Source organism: Desulfovermiculus halophilus DSM 18834 (assembly GCF_000620765.1).
GTDB classification, from domain to species: domain Bacteria; phylum Desulfobacterota; class Desulfovibrionia; order Desulfovibrionales; family Desulfothermaceae; genus Desulfovermiculus; species Desulfovermiculus halophilus.
The window spans coordinates 62,196-78,465 of the sequence record NZ_JIAK01000016.1; the positions used below are offsets into that span (position 1 = coordinate 62,196).

Sequence of the window (16,270 nt, forward strand, 5' to 3'; positions counted from 1 at the left end):
GATTCTCCAATTGTCAGACATCAAGCGGTCGGCCGCCCAATCCATCCAGCAATTTAAATCCCTGTGGAGGCGCCTTTGACCTGGAGGACAGCAGAAACCGGCACCAAGAGATCGAAACTCTTCTCACTCAGCCCGGGGCGTGGGATGATCCGGAGAAGCTCACCCCGCTGCTGAAGGAAAAAAGCATCCTTGAGGAATGGATCCGGGAGTTAGAGGAGTTGAAGGACGCCAAGGACAGTCTGGAAGAATGGGTTCAGCTCGCAGAGGAGGAGCAAAGCCAAGAAGCCCTGGAAGCCTTGACTGAACAATGCCAGGCCCTGAACAAACAGCTGCAGAAGGTTGAGCTCAAGGCCCTCCTCTCGGACCCGGAAGATAAGAACAACGCCATATTGGAAATCCACCCCGGAGCCGGAGGGACCGAGGCCCAGGATTGGGCCGAAATGCTGCTTCGCATGTACACCCGCTGGGCCGAGGACAATAATTTTCAGCTCCAAATCCTGGACTATCTGCCTGGAGATGAAGCAGGACTCAAGAGTGTCACCCTTTCGGTTGAGGGAAACTACGCGTTCGGCCTGCTGAAGGGGGAAAAGGGTATCCATCGCCTGATACGCATATCCCCGTACGATACGTCCGGCCGCCGGCATACCTCGTTCGCCTCGGTGGACGTCTACCCCGACGTCACCCAGGACATTGAGATCGAGATCAAGGACGAAGACATCAGAGTCGATGTCTTCCGTTCCAGCGGTCCAGGCGGTCAATCGGTGAACAAGACCAGCTCAGCTGTGCGCATCACCCATTTTCCTTCCGGCATCGTCGCCCAGTGCCAGAACGAGAAGTCCCAGTTCAGGAACCGGGAATCGGCTTTGAAGATTCTCAAGGCCAGGCTCTACGAGCAGGAGCTGCAGAAACAGGAAGAAGACAAGCAGCAAAAGTATTCGTCCAAGAACGCCATTGCCTGGGGGAGCCAGATCCGGTCCTATACCCTGCAGCCCTACCGGCTGGTCAAGGATCACCGGACCGGAACCGAGGACAGCAATGTGGAGCGGGTCCTGGACGGCGGAGTGGAAGATTTCATCCGCAATTATCTGCTCAGTCTGCACGGCCAGAAATGGTCCGATGAGGCACAGGTCTCCTGACCCGAACAGCAAGGCCGGGATGCGCCACCTTGACTTTGATCCCACTCTATAGGATATGATGAACAAGATCAGGAAGATGGATGTGCACTACCCCATGCCTGCAACCCCAAGGAGCTTTATATGAACAAGAGCCAACTCATCAAGACCCTGGCTGACCGGCAGAATATTTCCCTGGATGAAGCCTCGGTGATCGTGAACACCTTTTTCGACAGCATCAAGGAATCCCTGAACCGGGGAGACCGGGTGGAGATCAGGGGATTCGGGAGCTTTAAGATCAAGCAGTACGAAGGCTACCAGGGGCGCAACCCCAGTACCGGAGAGATGGTTCAGGTCAAGCCCAAACGGCTGCCCTTCTTTCGTGTGGGCAAGGATCTGAAGGAATACCTGAATCAATGATTCCAGCCTTGGTCCGGACCATTCCAGGGGAATGCCCGGCGGAGATGGGCGCTTTGCCGGTCCTTTGGGGCAGCATTTTCCGAATTTTCCACCCCTTGAGGGATTGATTGTGTTTACCTGCGGGGAGGCGGGGTGAGAACAGGTCCGCCCCTGGCCTCCTTGGAGATCAAAGACCTGTTCACCCCGCGATATCGAACATGACCAGTACACCACCTGAGATCACCATCTACAAGATGCAGGGCAGCGGAAACGATTTTGTGCTCATCGACAACACCGAGCCCGGGATCCATCAATCCCAGATGCCCAATTGGGCCAGGTGCATCTGCCGCCGGTCATTCGGAGCAGGAGCCGACGGACTCATCTTTTTGGAACCCGCGGCGGGCAGGGAGCAAGTCGATTATCGATGGCATTTCTACAATGCAGACGGATCCAGGGCCGAGATGTGCGGCAACGGGTCCCGGTGCGCGGCCAGGCTGGCCTACATGCTCGGCCTTGCCCCGGCTGATCATGTGTTGGGCACGGACGCAGGCCCAGTCCGGGCGATTGTGGACACTAAAAGCCGGGAGGTCCAGGTTCAGTTGACAACTCCCCGGGACTACACCCCGGACATCGCCCTGACCACCCAGGATGGGCGCGGCCTGCACGTCCATCTGGTCAACACCGGGGTCCCCCATGTCGTCCTCTTTTCCGATCAGGCCGATCAGGAGGACATCGACCAAATAGGCCCCGCCCTGCGCTACCATCAACGCTTCGCCCCGGCCGGGGCGAATGCGAATATTGTTCAGCTTACCGGCGACGACAGCCTGTATGTGCGGACTTATGAACGGGGGGTGGAAGCCGAGACCTACGCCTGCGGGACTGGAGCTGCCGCATCTGCCTTTGTGGCCAATGCCTTGGGGCTGTGCCGCACCCCGGTCCGGGTTGTGACCTCCGGGGGTGAGGAATTGAACGTCGATATTTCCGGAGAGAATATTTACTTGCAAGGCCAGGCCGTTCTCGTTTATACAGCCCAGCTGAACCTGCCGGCTGTCGGCCTGGCGTCTGAATAAGGAGGATACATACTATGCAGTTTCAGGGAGCGCTGACCGCTTTGGTCACCCCTTTTCACAACAACGAGATCGACGAGGAACGCTTTCGGGCTCATATAGAAGATCAGATCGTGCGGGGAATACATGGTCTGGTTCCCTGCGGTACGACCGGCGAATCAGCAACCATGACCCATGAGGAGCACAAACAGGCCATCAAGATCTGCGTGGATCAGGCCAAGGGACGGGTGCCGGTCCTGGCCGGTGCCGGCTCGAACAACACCCGGGAGGCCATTGAGCTGACCACATTCGCCAAGCAGGCCGGAGCGGACGGAACGCTGCATATCACTCCGTACTACAACAAGCCGACCCAGGCCGGGGTGGTGGCCCACTTCCAAGCTATCGCCAGGGAAGTGCCCATGCCCATGATCGTCTATAATGTTCCCGGCCGAACCGGGTTGAACGTTCTGCCCGAGACCCTGGCCAAACTGCACGCAACTGTTCCGGAAGTGGTCGGCGTGAAGGAGGCCAGCGGGAATATCAACCAGATGTCCCAGGTCATTGAACACTGCGGACCGGACTTCACAGTCTTGGCCGGAGACGATTTTGTGGTCCTTCCCCTGCTCTCTCTGGGCGGCAAGGGGGTTATCTCGGTGCTCAGCAATCTTTTACCGGACAAAATGGCCTCCCTGTGCGAAGCCTATGCCCATGCGGACCTGGAAAAGGCCAAAGGCCTGCACTATGAGCTCGCTCCGCTCTGCAGGGCCATGTTTCTGGAGACCAACCCCATCCCGGTCAAGACTTCCCTGGCCCTCATGGGGCGCTTGGAACTCAGCCTGCGTCTGCCGCTGGTCCCCATGCAGCCGGAGAACGAGGCCAAATTGCGGGAAGATCTCTCCAGGGCCGGTCTGCTGTAAGGATATGCCTGGCGGAAGGAGTGCGGTGCCGGTGCCTTACCGGGACTTCATCTATGATTGAACAATGAGCGGCTGTCCTCGCACCAGAAGGCCAGCCGCTTGATGCGTATGGATGTGCCCGCAAACAGACAAACGCCTGTAGACTTACTCGCCGGCACCGGCCCGGCGGGCTGACCCACAAACTATCGCGTCCGGTCCTTCATGTGTAAAACAACGCTGTCGTGCCCGTCCTGCTCAGCAACCAGCACATCAACCTGCTCCTCCAAAGCGGTGTTCACCTTTTTCCCGATATAGTCGGCATGGATCGGCAGCTCACGATGCCCCCGGTCAATGAGTTCCAACAGCTCCACCCTGCGCGGCCGTCCAAAATCCAGGATGGCCTCCAGGGCCGCTCTGATGGTCCGGCCGGTGAACAGGACATCGTCGATCAGCAGAACCTCCTTGTCTTCAATGGGGAAATGGATCTCGGTGCTGTTCAGCTCCGGCTGGCTGCGCAATGTGGTCCAATCGTCGCGATAAAGATTGATATCCAGCTTACCCAGAGGAATGTCCCCGTGCAGCCGCTGATCCAAGAGGGACTTGAGCCTGGCCGCCAAATACACGCCCCGGCGCTGAATACCCACCAAGGCGATATCCTGGGCCTGGGTGTGCCGCTCGATAATCTCGGAAGCCAGACGCTCCAAGGTCAATCCCATCTGGTTGTGGTCCAAGATCTCAATCTGCGTTTTCATTTACCTAACCCCTCAACCGGAGACCGTCCATGCTTTGGCCCCATTTGACCCAAGGGACCCTGGTTCAACGCTATAAACGATTCCTCGCCGATGTGGACATTGACCAAGTGGGCAGAGTGACCGCCCACTGCCCGAATACGGGCAGCATGCTTCGATGCAGTGAGCCTGGACGTCCGGTGTATCTTTCCCATCATCAAAATCCCAGGCGCAAGCACAAGTGGACCTGGGAGCTTATTGATATGGGCTCTTCTCTGGTCGGTGTGAATACCCAGAACACAAACCGCATTTGGGCCGAGGCCCTCCGGAATCGAAGCATCAGCGAGTTTGGACGGTATGACACATTCCAGCCCGAGGTCAAGCTTGACCCTAACACCAGGCTGGACTTCCTGCTCACCGGATCGGACGTTCCCCCCATGTACGTGGAGGTCAAAAACTGCACCCTTGTTCAGGACAAGGCCGCTGCCTTTCCGGATGCAGTGACCGCCAGAGGGCAAAAGCACATCAAAGCCCTGCGCGCGGTCCATGACTCCGGGATGCAGGCCGCACTGGTCTTTGTGGTCCAGCGCACGGACGCCCGATTCTTTCAGCCTGCCCACTGGATCGATCCGGAATATGCGCGTCTTCTGGCCCAGGCTGCCCGGCAAGGGGTCATGGTCAAGGCCTATGATGTGGTTATGGATACATCCCGGATCACGATCAATCGGGACCTGCCTGTGGTCTGGGAATGAGCCGGCCCCCTGCCGGGATTTGACAACAGGCAGGATAAGAATTATTCTTAATCAACACCAAATCAGGAGGATTCTATGCTGGACCTTACAGAAGGAGCAAAAGAGCTTTTAGATCAGCACTTTGCTCAGAAAACCGAGATCCCGTCCATCCGGGTCTATATGGCCCCTGGGTGAGGCGGCCCATCCTTGGGACTTGCTCTGGATGAGCAAAAAGACACAGATGATGTATACGAAGTCAAAGGGTATACATTTGTGGTTGACAAGAGCCTGATGCAGACCGCATCCCCCATCGTGGTCGATGGATCTCCCTACGGTTTTCGGGTGAGCTCCAATCTGGCTGCCGATGGAGGTGGATGCTCTTCCTGCACCAGTTGCGGATAAATCAGCTTCCAAGGTTTGCGTAAAGCCGGACCCACGTGGTCCGGCTTTTTTTTGGAATCAGTACATGCAGAGGGTCGCAAGGCCTTCTGCCGGCTGCGAACACACATACCAGGATAGCTATGACTGATCGGATTATCTCCTGTGCTCAGTGGCTGCCGGACCGTGACTCCTTCATGCAGGAGCAGCATCTGCGACCGGCGGACAGGCCCATGGTGGACAGGCTGTTTCTAGAAGCAGAGCAATGCGCCGGACCGGTCGGAGGATACCTGGAAACAGTCCCTGATGCCTGCAAGCCAGACTCTGTTCAGCTCAACGGCACTAGGGTGCGGGGCAGGCTCCTGGCCGGCCACCTGTCCCGGCAAGCGCTGGTCTTCCCCTTTGTCGCTACCTGCGGCCACGACCTCTCCGCTTGGGTGGATTCCAAAACCGATTTGATGGAGAACTATCTGGCCTTTGCCCTGGCCGAGCATGCCGCCAACGTCGTTGTCGAGGCTGTGCGGGGGGACATTGAAGCCGTGTTTGGTCTGGACAGCCTGTCCCGAATGCAGCCGGGCTCCCTTCCGGACTGGCCCATTGATCAGCAAAAGCCTTTGTTTGAGATTTTGGGTCCAATCCCGGAAAAAATCCAGGTCAGGCTGACCTCCAGCTGCCTCATGCTGCCCACGAACTCCTTGTCCGGCATCTATTTTCGGGATCCGGAGGGATTCATCAGCTGCCGACTGTGCAGCCGCAAATGCCCCCGGCGCAAGGCCCCTTTCGATCCAGAGCAGCTGGCCAGGCTGGAGAATGAGTATTCGTCGCCTTCAAACGAAAGTTGACGTCGGTATCCCACAGGGAAGAAGCGAAGACCTTGCTATGGAAGTGGACAGAAGAGTTTCCTTGAATGGACAAGCAATATGTCTTATATTACAAAAAAAGACATGGTCGTTAAGGCAAAAGATCTGAACAGCTTGGATCAGCCAAACCCAATATGAGGCTACCCATGCAACGAATCAATTACGATGAAGTTCGTTCTAGTTTTTCACGATTTATTGAACAGGCTTCTCTCGGAGAAGAAATCATTATTATTCGTGATGGCAAGCCTGTAGCACGTCTCGGTCCAATAGCGGCAACTGAATCAAAACCTCGCACCTTAGGCTTAGGTAAAGGAAAGTTTACTTTCCCTGATGATTTTGACAAATTTAAAACAAATGAAATAAGAGAAATGTTTGAAAATGAAACATGATCTGTCGCATGTATCATTTTTACTTGACACAAATGTCTTGCTAGCTGCTACTCTTGATCCAGAACGTCTGCCTGAAGAAACCGCACTAACACTGCGTGACCCATCGACAATTATTTACTTTAGTGCTGCAAGCATTTGGGAAATCGGTATAAAGAAATCTCTAGGGCGAAATAATTTTGATTTTTATCCAGATGATATTCATCAACTAGCATTGGAAACAGGTTTTACTGAGTTACCGGTCTTTGCAAAACATTGCTATGTAATTGCTCGTTTGCCTTGGCATCATCGTGATCCATTTGATCGTTTACTGATAGCACAGGCTATAGATATAAGATCATATTTAGTTACAACTGATAGTATATTACCCAAATATTCAGATTTGGTAATCCATATAAAGTTCAAGTAAAAATATTATCTGCCCCTATATTCCCCGCTATCCTTCCCAAAATCCTTCCCACAGACCAAACCCAGATCACAAAAAGCACACGGAGCCAGGCAGAGCCTCTCATCAATAATGCAGCTTTCCTCCAATGGCTCTGGATCATTGCCTGGAGCCCGGATATGTCCTTTATCCAGTTCTTCCCAGGTTTGGGTATAGCCTTGTATAACTGCCTGCCAGGTCTGCCAACCGCTGCCGGTTCTTTTCAAGCTCCAGGCCTATCCTTGCCAGCCCATGGCCTCGGCCAGGACCTCAACTGTATGCCTGACCCCGACCTTCAGGCCGGCCCGATTGATACCGTCCTGGAGCTGAATCATGCAGGCAGGACAGCCGGTAGCTATCTGCTCTGCCCCGCTGTTTTCAACGGCCTGTGTCTTATGCCCCAGGATGGACTTGGACATCTCCCGATGGTTCAATCCGTAGGTTCCGCCCAGTCCGCAGCAGCGATCCGCCTCGGCCAAGGGGACGTAGTGTTCTGGACAGGCCAGCTGCAAAAGCCGGCGAGGTTCGGCATGCACGCCCTGCCCCCGCTTTAGATGACACGGATCGTGGTAGGTGGTGGCAGTGCGCACCGGATTGGTTATCTTTGCCCCCAACACATCAGTGCCCACCTCGTGCACCAGGTATTCGGATATATCATAGGTCCTGGCCGCGAGATCGACTGCCATTCGACTCTTTTCTCCCGAGGAGAAAAGCTCCGGATACATGCGTTTGAACATGTACCCGCCAGAGGAACAGACCACAATCACCGGGGCCTGGGGATACTTCTCAGCCAGGGCATAGAGGTTTTTTCCGGCCAGCTCATGCACCGTGTCCTGATCCCCGTGGCACTCGGCCGGCGCGCCGCAGCACATTTGATCGGCGGGAATATGCACGCTGCGGCCCAGGTGCCCCAAGGTCCACAGAGCTGCTTCGGCTATGGCGGGGAATACGTAGTTGGCGCTGCACCCGGTGAAAAGGATCACTGTCTGCGAGTCGTCCTCAGCTGGATAATAGGTACTGTGCCGGCTGCGGAACGACCTGGAGGCCAGGCGGGGGACCACCTGGTCCTCCTCCAGGCCGGGAAGCGGAAAACGTCTGCGCAGGCCGCTTGTCTTGGGCAGTCGATGGAACAGGATGGTCTGGGCCGCTGATCCGCCCCGGAACAGCAGGTTTTGAGCCCAGCGACCGGTGCGCAGGGCCTTGAAGGCCACCCGCTTGGGCCAGGGCAGACCCCGTTCCCGGACCAGAGAGGATCTGGCTGCGGTGACGATCTTGTCCACCCGGACATTGCTGCTGCAGACCTCTACACAGGACAGACAGAGCAGGCAATTGTGCAGCACGCTGTCGAACTCGTCGGTATAGGGCAGACGCCCCTCGCTGACCGCCTGGGACAGGGCGATCTTCCCCCTGGCGACATATTTCTCCCGCTTTGTTTCCAGGTAAATGGGGCATACGCTCTGGCATGCCCCGCATTTGACGCATTTTTTGAGCTCATCGCCGACCTGCTCCAGAAACAGGGCGGTGTCTTTGTCAGTCATATCTATCCTTAAATCCACAAGCTAGGTCGCAGAACCGAAAAAACAAAACAACCCTTTATTCTGGAAAGATCTTTCCTGGATTGAGGATATTGTTCGGGTCCCAGGCCCTCTTGACCGCCTGCATGGCGGCAATGGCCGCAGGCTCCAGATTCTTGCCGATATACTCCCGCTTGCTGGTCCCGATCCCGTGCTCACCGGAAATTCGGCCCCCGAGTTCTATGGTCCGGTCAAAGATCTCATCAACCGCCTTGTGGGCGGTCTCCAGCTGTTCATTTTGAGGCAGAACATTGAGGTGTATATTGCCGTCTCCGGCATGGCCGAAATTGACGATCCTGATCTCGTGCCTTTCACCCACCGATTCAATAAACTGGATAATCTCCGGGATCTTGGCTCGAGGGACCACAATGTCCTCATTGATTTTCACCGCTGACTTAAAATGGGCCAGGGAGGCGGAGACCGATCTGCGCATCCGCCACAGGTCATCCTGTTCTTCGGCCGTGGCCGCAATCTGTATCTCGATGGCCTTATTGGCCGAGCACACCTCGCGTACCTTTGCGATGTTCTTTTCCACTTGATCTTGATCCCCATCAACTTCAATGAGCATAAACGCCCCGGCCCCGGGAGCCAGACCGATCTGCAGGTATTGATCCACGCACCAAACCGCGTGCCGGTCCAAAAACTCCATGGTGGTGGGTATGATCTTCCTTCGGATGATCTCGGATACAGTCCGTCCGGCATCCAGAATGGAAGGGAATGTGGCGGTCAGCGTCTTTTTGGCCTCCGGAAGGGGCAGAAGCTTGAGAATAGCCTTGGTCACAATCCCCAGGGTCCCCTCTGAACCAACCAAAAGCTGGGTCAGATTGTATCCAACCACGTCCTTGACGCACTTGGAGCCGGTATGAATGATCTCCCCGGAGGGTAGAACCACCTCCAGGCCCAGAATATACTCCTTGGTTGTCCCGTACTTTACCGCCCGCATCCCTCCGGAGTTCTCAGCGATGTTCCCCCCCAGGGTCGAGAAGTTCATGCTGGCCGGATCCGGAGGATAAAAAAGGCCTTCGGCCTCTACGGCCTTGTGCAGCTGACTGGTAATCACCCCCGGTTCGACCACGGCCACCAGGTTTTCGGTATCGATCTCCAAGATACGATCGAACTGGGTCATGACCAGGACAATCCCCCCCGACTCAGGCAGGCTGCCTCCGGTCATGCCGCTGCCGGCCCCACGTGGAATGACGCTGACCCGGTGTTCGTTGGCCACCCGCATGATCAGGGAGATATCCTCCGGAGCACGGGGAAAGACAACCGCCAGGGGCATATAGCTCTTGCCGGTGGCGTCATAGGCGTAGCACAAAAGATCCTCTTCAGAACTAAGGACAGCATCGGAATCGAGGTGATGCTCAAGTGCGTCGATGATGGACATACAGGTAGACCTTGCTTGCTCTGTATTTGGTTGTATCTTCAGGTAATCGAGATGGGTCAGTTCAGGGAGCAATGCCAGTTTGGGGCCGCGGGCCGTTTTTTACAGCTCTGCACAGGTGTCAACCTGTCATATAAGCTGGAAACCTGAGTTTCATCTTGACATACTTTGTTCTGTCTGGCAATGAAAGGGATCATGAAGAATAGAAAGAGCTCTTTGTCTCCCCCCAGGGTCATACGGCCGGAACAGCTCTCAGATCAGGTTGCCTCCCACATATTGGAAGCCATTGATCAGGGCGATTTTCTTCCCGGGGACAGGCTGCCCTCGGAAGCCAAGCTGGCCATGGACTTCGGGGTCAGCCGCACGGTCATACGGGAGGCCCTGGCTCGTTTGAAATACGACGGCATACTGGAGTCCAGACAGGGACAGGGCGTAAGGATAAGCGCTGAGTCGGACCGCCGGTCATTTCGGCTGGGAGAGTTCTTTCATGCCACGAACAATGAAGCCAGCCATCTTTTTGAGCTCCGAGCCGTCCTGGAGGGCGACGCAGCCTTTTTGGCCGCCTCCAGACGCACTGAGGAGCACCTGGAGAGGATGCAGGCCTGCCTGGATGATCTGCAGCAAACCATACGAGCCAATGTCGACGGCACCGGGCCGGACTTCACCTTTCATCACCTGGTAGCCACCGCCACCCACAACAAATACTTCATCGAATTGATGGACTTTCTCAACCTGCGGATCAAGGAAGTCATCCATCAGGCCAGAAGCAACTCCAGTCAACAGCCCGGCCTGCCGGAAGTGGTTGAGGACGAGCACATGGCCATCTATCGAGCGCTCATCCACATGGACCCGGATGGAGCCAGACAGGCCATGCTGGAGCATATCCAAAAGGCAGCAGACCGTTTGGGCTTGTCCATTCTGGGGGCAGGAGCAAGAGCCTGCTCCGCCTCAGGATGAGCCGCCGCACGGGCCGGAAAGTAGGCAAGCTCAACTGTGCGACGCTTTTGCATGCATGATCATTGTTCACGGGAGTTACGGCCTTTCGTCAACTTTATACAAGGAGCGGTTTATGTACTCCAAACTTCTGAGCATCGTTATCGGGGTCTGTCTTGTCTTCTCCCTGCAAACCCAGAAGGCTGAGGCGGCTGAGAGCCTGATCATCGCCACAGCCACGACCGGCGGGACCTATTATCCTGTCGGTGTGGCCCTGGGCACCCTGATCAGCATCAAGCTGGCCAAGGAGCACGGGATCACGGCCACTGCCATCAATTCCGCAGGATCCGGGGAAAATGTGCAGATGTTGAAAAACAAGGAGGCTCAGCTGGCCATTCTGCAGTCCCTGTTCGGCCTGAATGCCTATCAGGGCAAAGGGCCATACAAGGACCGGGCGGTCACGGATTTTCGCTCTGTGACCATGCTCTGGGAAAACGTGGAGCACTTCAGCCTCCTGGCCAAGCATGCCCAGACCGGAACAATCACTGATCTCAAAGGCCTTGAAGGCAAGTTCTCCATCGGCAAGCGCGGCAGCGGGACTGAAGGATCCGGCCGGACCATCCTCAAAGCCCTGGGCATTGATCCGCAGAGCCTGAATCTGGAATATCTGGGCTACAATCCGTCGGCCATGGCCATGATGGACGGTCGTATCGTGGGCATGAACACCCCGGCCGGCCCTCCGGTGGCTGCTGTAACCCAGCTCTTTGCTCAGCTGGGGAGCAAGAAGGTCGATGTTCTCGATTTCACCGACCAGCAGCTGGAAACCATCAAAAAAGAGTATCCGATCTGGAACCGATACGTGGTCGAGGCCGGGACCTACCCGGGACAAAAAGAGGACATCAAGACCATTTCCCAGCCCAATTTCCTGGCTGTCCACCCTGATGTTTCAGAGCAAACAGTGTACATGATCACCAAAACCATTTACCAGAACCTGCCCTTTCTGCACAATATTCACAAAGCGACCAAGGCCATGTCCCTGGACAGAGCCATCAACGGGCTGCCTGTTCCCCTGCATCCGGGTGCGGTCAAGTATTACCGGGAACAGGGCATCGACATACCCGCGTCCCTGCTGGATGAAGACGGAGAAGAATAGTCGTCAGCTTCCAGCCCCCTGAATGAATGCCAACAGTCGGCCCGGCCCCCCATCTCTCTGCAAGGGGGGGCCGGTAACCCTCCGAACGAGTGCGACACTACTATGCCTCCACACCAAGATCAGCACGCCAGCGGCGCCCAGCAGGAACAAGGCGAGGTCATGGCCACCCGCCGGACCTTGACCGGGATGAACCATCACCTGATCTACTGGATGGGTGTGGCCATGTCCCTGTATCACCTCTGGGTGAATACAATCGGCATCATGCCCAACATCCAGCGCAATGCCCTGCATTTCTCCTTTGTCTGTTTTCTGGGCTACCTGATGTATCCTGTCTGCAGGCGCTGGGCGGACAAGACCCTGAAGCTGGACTATATCCTGGCCATTCTGAGTTTTTCGGCCGGACTCTATCTCATATTTTTTGAAGACGCCCTGCACGCCAGGAATGAAGTGCCCATCCTGTCCGACCTGATCTTTGCCGGGCTGGCCATAGTGCTCATGATCGAGATCACCCGCCGGGTGGCCGGGTATATCATCCCCATTCTGGCCGCGGGATTTTTGGGATACGCCCTCGGCCTGGGCACCTATTTCAGCGGGCTGTGGAAGTTCCCGGGGGTCACCCTGGAGCGCATCCTGTACCGCATGTACTTCGCCCCGGACGGCATATTCGGCAAAATCGCCACTATCTCCTCCACCTATGTCTTTCTCTTTGTCCTGTTCGCCGCCTTTCTCCTCCAGTCCGGAGCTGGAAACTTCATCATCCGTCTTTCCCTGGCCCTGATGGGCCGGATGACCGGCGGCCCGGCCAAGATGGCCGTATTCGCCAGCGGGCTGATGGGGTCCATATCCGGCAGTGCTGTGGCTAACACCGTGGGGACCGGATCGATCACCATCCCCTTGATGAAGAAGGTCGGTCTCAAGCCTCAGTTTGCTGGCGGAGTGGAAGCCGCAGCCTCCACCGGAGGGCAGCTTTTGCCCCCGATCATGGGGGCCGGGGCCTTCATCATGAGCCAGTGGACGCAAATCCCCTATCTGACCATTATCGGCGTGGCCACCATCCCGGCCCTTATGTACTTCCTGTCCATTGCCTTCTTCATTCATCTGCGGGCCAAGAAGCACCGCCTGGAGGTCCTCAGCCCGGAGGAGATGCCGGCCATTGGCCAGGTGATCAAGGAAGGCTGGAACTTCCTTATTCCCCTCGGGGTGCTCGTTGTTCTCCTCCTGCAGGGGTATACCCCCACCTATGCCGCCTCAGCCGGCATCCTGGCCATTGTGGTATCCAGCTGGATCAACCCCCACACCCGGATGAGCCCTCGGGACATCATGGACGCCCTGGCCAAAGGGGCCGGGAACATGGTCACCACCGGGGTCATTCTCCTCTGTTCCGGGATCGTTGTCGGTATTGTCCTCATGGTCGGTGCGGGCATGAAGTTCTCCATGCTCATCACCAGCATTGCCGGCGGCAGCCTGTTCATCACTATAGTCCTGGTTGCCCTGGCCTCCCTCATTTTAGGCATGGGCCTGCCGGTCACCGCCTCGTACATTGTCCTGGCCGTCCTGGCCGCTCCCTCAATGTCCATGCTGGGCACCTCGGTCCTGGCCGCCCATATGCTCATCTTCTGGTTCTCCCAGGACGCGAATGTGACTCCGCCGGTGTGTCTGGCCGCCTATGCAGCATCAGGGGTGGCAGGAAGCAAGCCCCTGGCCACCGGATTTGAATCCTGGAAGCTGGCCAAGGGGCTGTACATCATCCCCTTGCTCTTCGTGTACAGCCCGCTTTTATTCCAGGGCCCGACCTGGGCGGTTCTGGAGACGGCTGTTCTGGCCACCCTTGGGCTGTACTGCGCCGCAGCCTTCTTTGAGGGCTTTCATCTTTACGACTTGACCTGGATCATGCGCCTGGTCATGCTTGGCGCAGCCGGACTCATGCTCTGGCCGAACCTGGCCCTGCACGGTCTGGGCTTTACTCTCTTTGCCCTCGCCTCTGGAATCCAATTGATCATAAAATCCAGACATAACAGGTACGTTGCCCTGGCCCCCTGAAAAAGGGCCATTGTACTCCAACCCGAACCGGGGCGCACGTATGCCCACATCTGAATTTCCCAGCCTGGCCTGGGTCGAACAGCATTTTGATCCTGCGTGTGTTGCAGACATCCAGGATGAAGTCACCCGGCAAGTGCAGGGCATCAACCTCTCCTCCAGCTACCAACCGGGCCAGAGTGTTGCCATCACCGCCGGAAGCCGGGGTATTGACCGCATGGACCGCATCCTGGCCGCTTTGATCGCCAATTTAAAGCACATGGGACTTCGGCCATATATCGTTCCGTCCATGGGCAGTCACGGCGGCGCGAGCGCAGAGGGCCAGGTCCAAGTCCTGGCCTCATACGGCATCACCGAGCAGGAAATGGGCGCTCCAATTCTGTCATCTATGGATACAGTATGCCTGGGGTACACCGATCTGGGCACGCCGGTCGTTATGGATCAGCTGGCCGCGGAGGCCGATCACATCGTTGTGGTCAACAGAATCAAGGCCCACACCAAATTCAAGGCAAAGATCGAAAGCGGGCTGATGAAAATGCTGGCCATCGGGCTGGGCAACCATGCCGGAGCCAGCCGCCTGCACGCCCTGGCTCCGATCCACGGCCTGGGACCACTTATTGAGCACACCGGCAGATACGTCCTGGACCACTCCCCTCTCCTATTCGGCCTGGGGATTGTGGAGAACGCCTTCGGCCGATGCGCCCTCATCCGGGCCGTGGAACCCGCGGCCCTGGTGGAGGAAGAAAAAAAACTTTTGGTCCGGGCCAAAAGACTGGCGGCCAAGATCCCCTGGCCGGAAGTGGATCTGCTCATTGTGGATAGGATCGGCAAGGATATCAGCGGGACGGGAATGGACACCAATGTGACCGGACGGAACCGGGATATTCTGGGGGACTTCTGTTCAGAGCCCCGGATCAAGAGGATTGTGATCCGGGGATTGACCCCGGCAACCGAGGGGAACGCTCTGGGCCTGGGCTTTGCTGACTTCTGCACCACCCGGGCGGTCCAGGCCATGGACAAAAAAAAGACCTACACCAACGCCATGACCGGTGTAAGTCCGGAAAAAGCGGCCATCCCCATGCACTTGGACACCGACCAGGAGACAATCGCGGCCGCTTTGGACTCCCTGGGGCACTGGACTCAGGAGTCAGTACGCGTGGTCCGCATCCAGGACACCCTGCATCTGCAAAGGCTCCAGGCCTCTCCGGCTCTGCTGGCCCAGCTCCCACACCATTGCTCCATCCTGGGGCGGACCCGGGAAATGCAGTTTGATGTCCAGGGCAATCTCAATGAATGATCAACGGCCCGCGTTCAGCGGATCTAAACGCGGGCCGTTGATCAATGCGGAGAACCAGAGACGAGCCGGCATCAGTCCATACAGGAGGACCATTCAGGCCGGCATCATCTGCTTCAGCCTGACCAGGTGCTTACGCTCCTCCTCAATGCACTGGTCGATGATCTTTCGCTCTCCTGCCGGAACAAATTCCTTCATTTCCTTGAAGAACAGAAGGGAATCGCGCTCAAAGTTCATGGCCAACTTCAGGGCTTCCTGCTCAGTACGCACCTGATCGAGCATGACCTCCCCCCAGCCACAGGAAAAGAGCATGTGAGAGTTGATTAGGGCATCGAAATACTGATCGTACTCCTCCTGATCCGAGTAGGCTGGAACCTCCACCGGTTCCAGGCGGTCCAAAAGGGCCTGAAAGATATCTTTATGCTTCAGCTCTTCCTGGGCCAGATCAGTAAACAGGGCCTTGATCTTTTCATCCCCCACCCTGCCGGCCAGGCATTCGTAGAACTCTTTTCCTTTTTTCTCCGCTTCCACAGCGGCCCGGACTATGTCGTTGGCCTTAAATATTCCGGCCATATCTGTGTCTCCTTACTTTAATGTCCAGCATTCTTTATCGGTTCTTCGACGTAGCCTGTGGATTTTTGGAGTTTGCCATCTCTTCTGTGTGCCCACTTTCGGCCCGGTATTTTCTAAGCCCCGCCAAAGGGGGATCCCTGCCCCCTCCCGGCTACTCACGTGCAGTTCTCTACTTTCTGTTTGAGTGAGCGTATCATACACGTGAGTGCCGGGTTTCCCCCTTTTGGCGGGACCAAGAAAATGTGCGGGCCTGCCGTTCACGGCACACAGAAGAGACGGCAAACTCTGATAGATGCAGTTCCACTTATCCTTCCACGCGCTGCGTGGAAACCGCTTTGGATGCTCTGGTGTCCATAAAAGACCGC

At 56.6% G+C, this 16,270-nt stretch carries 17 protein-coding genes; 13 read left to right on the forward strand and 4 right to left on the reverse strand.

Features of this window, described 5'->3' with window-relative positions:
• The first annotated feature begins 1 nt into the window (after position 1).
• The 4 genes from prfB to dapA all read left to right on the forward strand — a co-directional run bounded on the left by prfB (position 2) and on the right by dapA (position 3,474).
• A protein-coding gene (gene prfB, locus N902_RS0109115) for a peptide chain release factor 2 (protein ID WP_153304182.1) occupies positions 2 to 1,136 on the forward strand; the annotation gives its coding sequence in 2 pieces (ribosomal slippage) (positions 2 to 76 and positions 78 to 1,136; 1,134 coding nt in all).
• A gap of 120 nt (positions 1,137 to 1,256) precedes the next feature.
• Positions 1,257 to 1,532 (forward strand): HU family DNA-binding protein, encoded by a 276-nt coding sequence (locus N902_RS0109120; protein ID WP_027370693.1) that lies wholly within the window; start codon positions 1,257 to 1,259, stop codon positions 1,530 to 1,532.
• A 197-nt stretch (positions 1,533 to 1,729) separates the two neighbouring features.
• Positions 1,730 to 2,581, forward strand: coding sequence for a diaminopimelate epimerase (gene dapF / locus N902_RS0109130; RefSeq protein ID WP_027370694.1), 852 nt, complete (start codon positions 1,730 to 1,732; stop codon positions 2,579 to 2,581).
• Positions 2,582 to 2,595: 14 nt separating this feature from the next.
• Positions 2,596 to 3,474: a 4-hydroxy-tetrahydrodipicolinate synthase gene (gene dapA, locus N902_RS0109135; RefSeq protein ID WP_027370695.1), complete on the forward strand. Its 879-nt coding sequence runs from the start codon at positions 2,596 to 2,598 to the stop codon at positions 3,472 to 3,474.
• Positions 3,475 to 3,656: 182 nt separating this feature from the next.
• Here dapA and pyrR read toward each other — a convergent pair whose 3' ends face one another.
• On the reverse strand, positions 3,657 to 4,205 hold the full coding sequence (gene pyrR, locus N902_RS0109140; RefSeq protein WP_027370696.1) for a bifunctional pyr operon transcriptional regulator/uracil phosphoribosyltransferase PyrR: 549 nt from the start codon (positions 4,203 to 4,205) through the stop codon (positions 3,657 to 3,659).
• A gap of 29 nt (positions 4,206 to 4,234) precedes the next feature.
• On the opposite strand from pyrR, the gene sfsA reads away from it, so the two are divergent.
• The 5 genes from sfsA (at position 4,235) to N902_RS19220 (ending at position 6,945) form a co-directional block, all read left to right on the forward strand.
• The gene (gene sfsA, locus N902_RS0109145; protein ID WP_027370697.1) at positions 4,235 to 4,933 is read left to right on the forward strand and encodes a DNA/RNA nuclease SfsA; all 699 of its coding nucleotides are present in this window, start codon (positions 4,235 to 4,237) and stop codon (positions 4,931 to 4,933) included.
• A gap of 75 nt (positions 4,934 to 5,008) precedes the next feature.
• Entirely contained in the window at positions 5,009 to 5,314 is a 306-nt protein-coding gene (locus N902_RS17175; protein ID WP_084288099.1) for an IscA/HesB family protein, read from the forward strand.
• A 119-nt stretch (positions 5,315 to 5,433) separates the two neighbouring features.
• Positions 5,434 to 6,132: a vitamin B12 dependent-methionine synthase activation domain-containing protein gene (locus N902_RS17180; RefSeq protein WP_051564467.1), complete on the forward strand. Its 699-nt coding sequence runs from the start codon at positions 5,434 to 5,436 to the stop codon at positions 6,130 to 6,132.
• Between the two features lie 164 nt (positions 6,133 to 6,296).
• Complete coding sequence (locus N902_RS19215) at positions 6,297 to 6,539, forward strand: type II toxin-antitoxin system Phd/YefM family antitoxin (protein WP_084288108.1); 243 nt, start codon at positions 6,297 to 6,299, stop codon at positions 6,537 to 6,539.
• Entirely contained in the window at positions 6,529 to 6,945 is a 417-nt protein-coding gene (locus tag N902_RS19220) for a type II toxin-antitoxin system VapC family toxin (protein WP_084288102.1), read from the forward strand. Before N902_RS19215 ends, N902_RS19220 begins: the two co-directional genes overlap by 11 nt.
• Before the next feature lie 251 nt (positions 6,946 to 7,196).
• Here N902_RS19220 and N902_RS0109165 read toward each other — a convergent pair whose 3' ends face one another.
• On the reverse strand, positions 7,197 to 8,498 hold the full coding sequence (locus N902_RS0109165) for a (Fe-S)-binding protein (RefSeq protein WP_027370699.1): 1,302 nt from the start codon (positions 8,496 to 8,498) through the stop codon (positions 7,197 to 7,199).
• A 55-nt stretch (positions 8,499 to 8,553) separates the two neighbouring features.
• Positions 8,554 to 9,918 carry an FAD-binding oxidoreductase gene (locus N902_RS0109170; protein ID WP_034622388.1) on the reverse strand — a complete coding sequence of 455 codons (1,365 nt, stop codon included), beginning with the start codon at positions 9,916 to 9,918 and terminating at the stop codon, positions 8,554 to 8,556.
• Between the two features lie 192 nt (positions 9,919 to 10,110).
• Between N902_RS0109170 and N902_RS17185 the strand changes: the two genes are divergently transcribed.
• The 4 genes from N902_RS17185 to N902_RS0109190 all read left to right on the forward strand — a co-directional run bounded on the left by N902_RS17185 (position 10,111) and on the right by N902_RS0109190 (position 15,335).
• Positions 10,111 to 10,872, forward strand: a complete 762-nt coding sequence (locus tag N902_RS17185; RefSeq protein ID WP_051564468.1) for a FadR/GntR family transcriptional regulator — start codon at positions 10,111 to 10,113, stop codon at positions 10,870 to 10,872.
• A 112-nt stretch (positions 10,873 to 10,984) separates the two neighbouring features.
• A complete protein-coding gene (locus N902_RS0109180; protein ID WP_027370701.1) occupies positions 10,985 to 12,001 on the forward strand; it encodes a TAXI family TRAP transporter solute-binding subunit in 1,017 nt (338 codons plus the stop codon).
• Between the two features lie 102 nt (positions 12,002 to 12,103).
• Complete coding sequence (locus tag N902_RS17190) at positions 12,104 to 14,041, forward strand: TRAP transporter permease (RefSeq protein WP_051564469.1); 1,938 nt, start codon at positions 12,104 to 12,106, stop codon at positions 14,039 to 14,041.
• 40 nt (positions 14,042 to 14,081) lie between these two features.
• Positions 14,082 to 15,335, forward strand: a complete 1,254-nt coding sequence (locus tag N902_RS0109190; protein WP_027370702.1) for a nickel pincer cofactor-dependent isomerase, group 22 — start codon at positions 14,082 to 14,084, stop codon at positions 15,333 to 15,335.
• A gap of 93 nt (positions 15,336 to 15,428) precedes the next feature.
• Here N902_RS0109190 and N902_RS0109195 read toward each other — a convergent pair whose 3' ends face one another.
• Positions 15,429 to 15,905 (reverse strand): ferritin-like domain-containing protein, encoded by a 477-nt coding sequence (locus tag N902_RS0109195; protein WP_027370703.1) that lies wholly within the window; start codon positions 15,903 to 15,905, stop codon positions 15,429 to 15,431.
• Positions 15,906 to 16,270 lie beyond the last annotated feature (365 nt).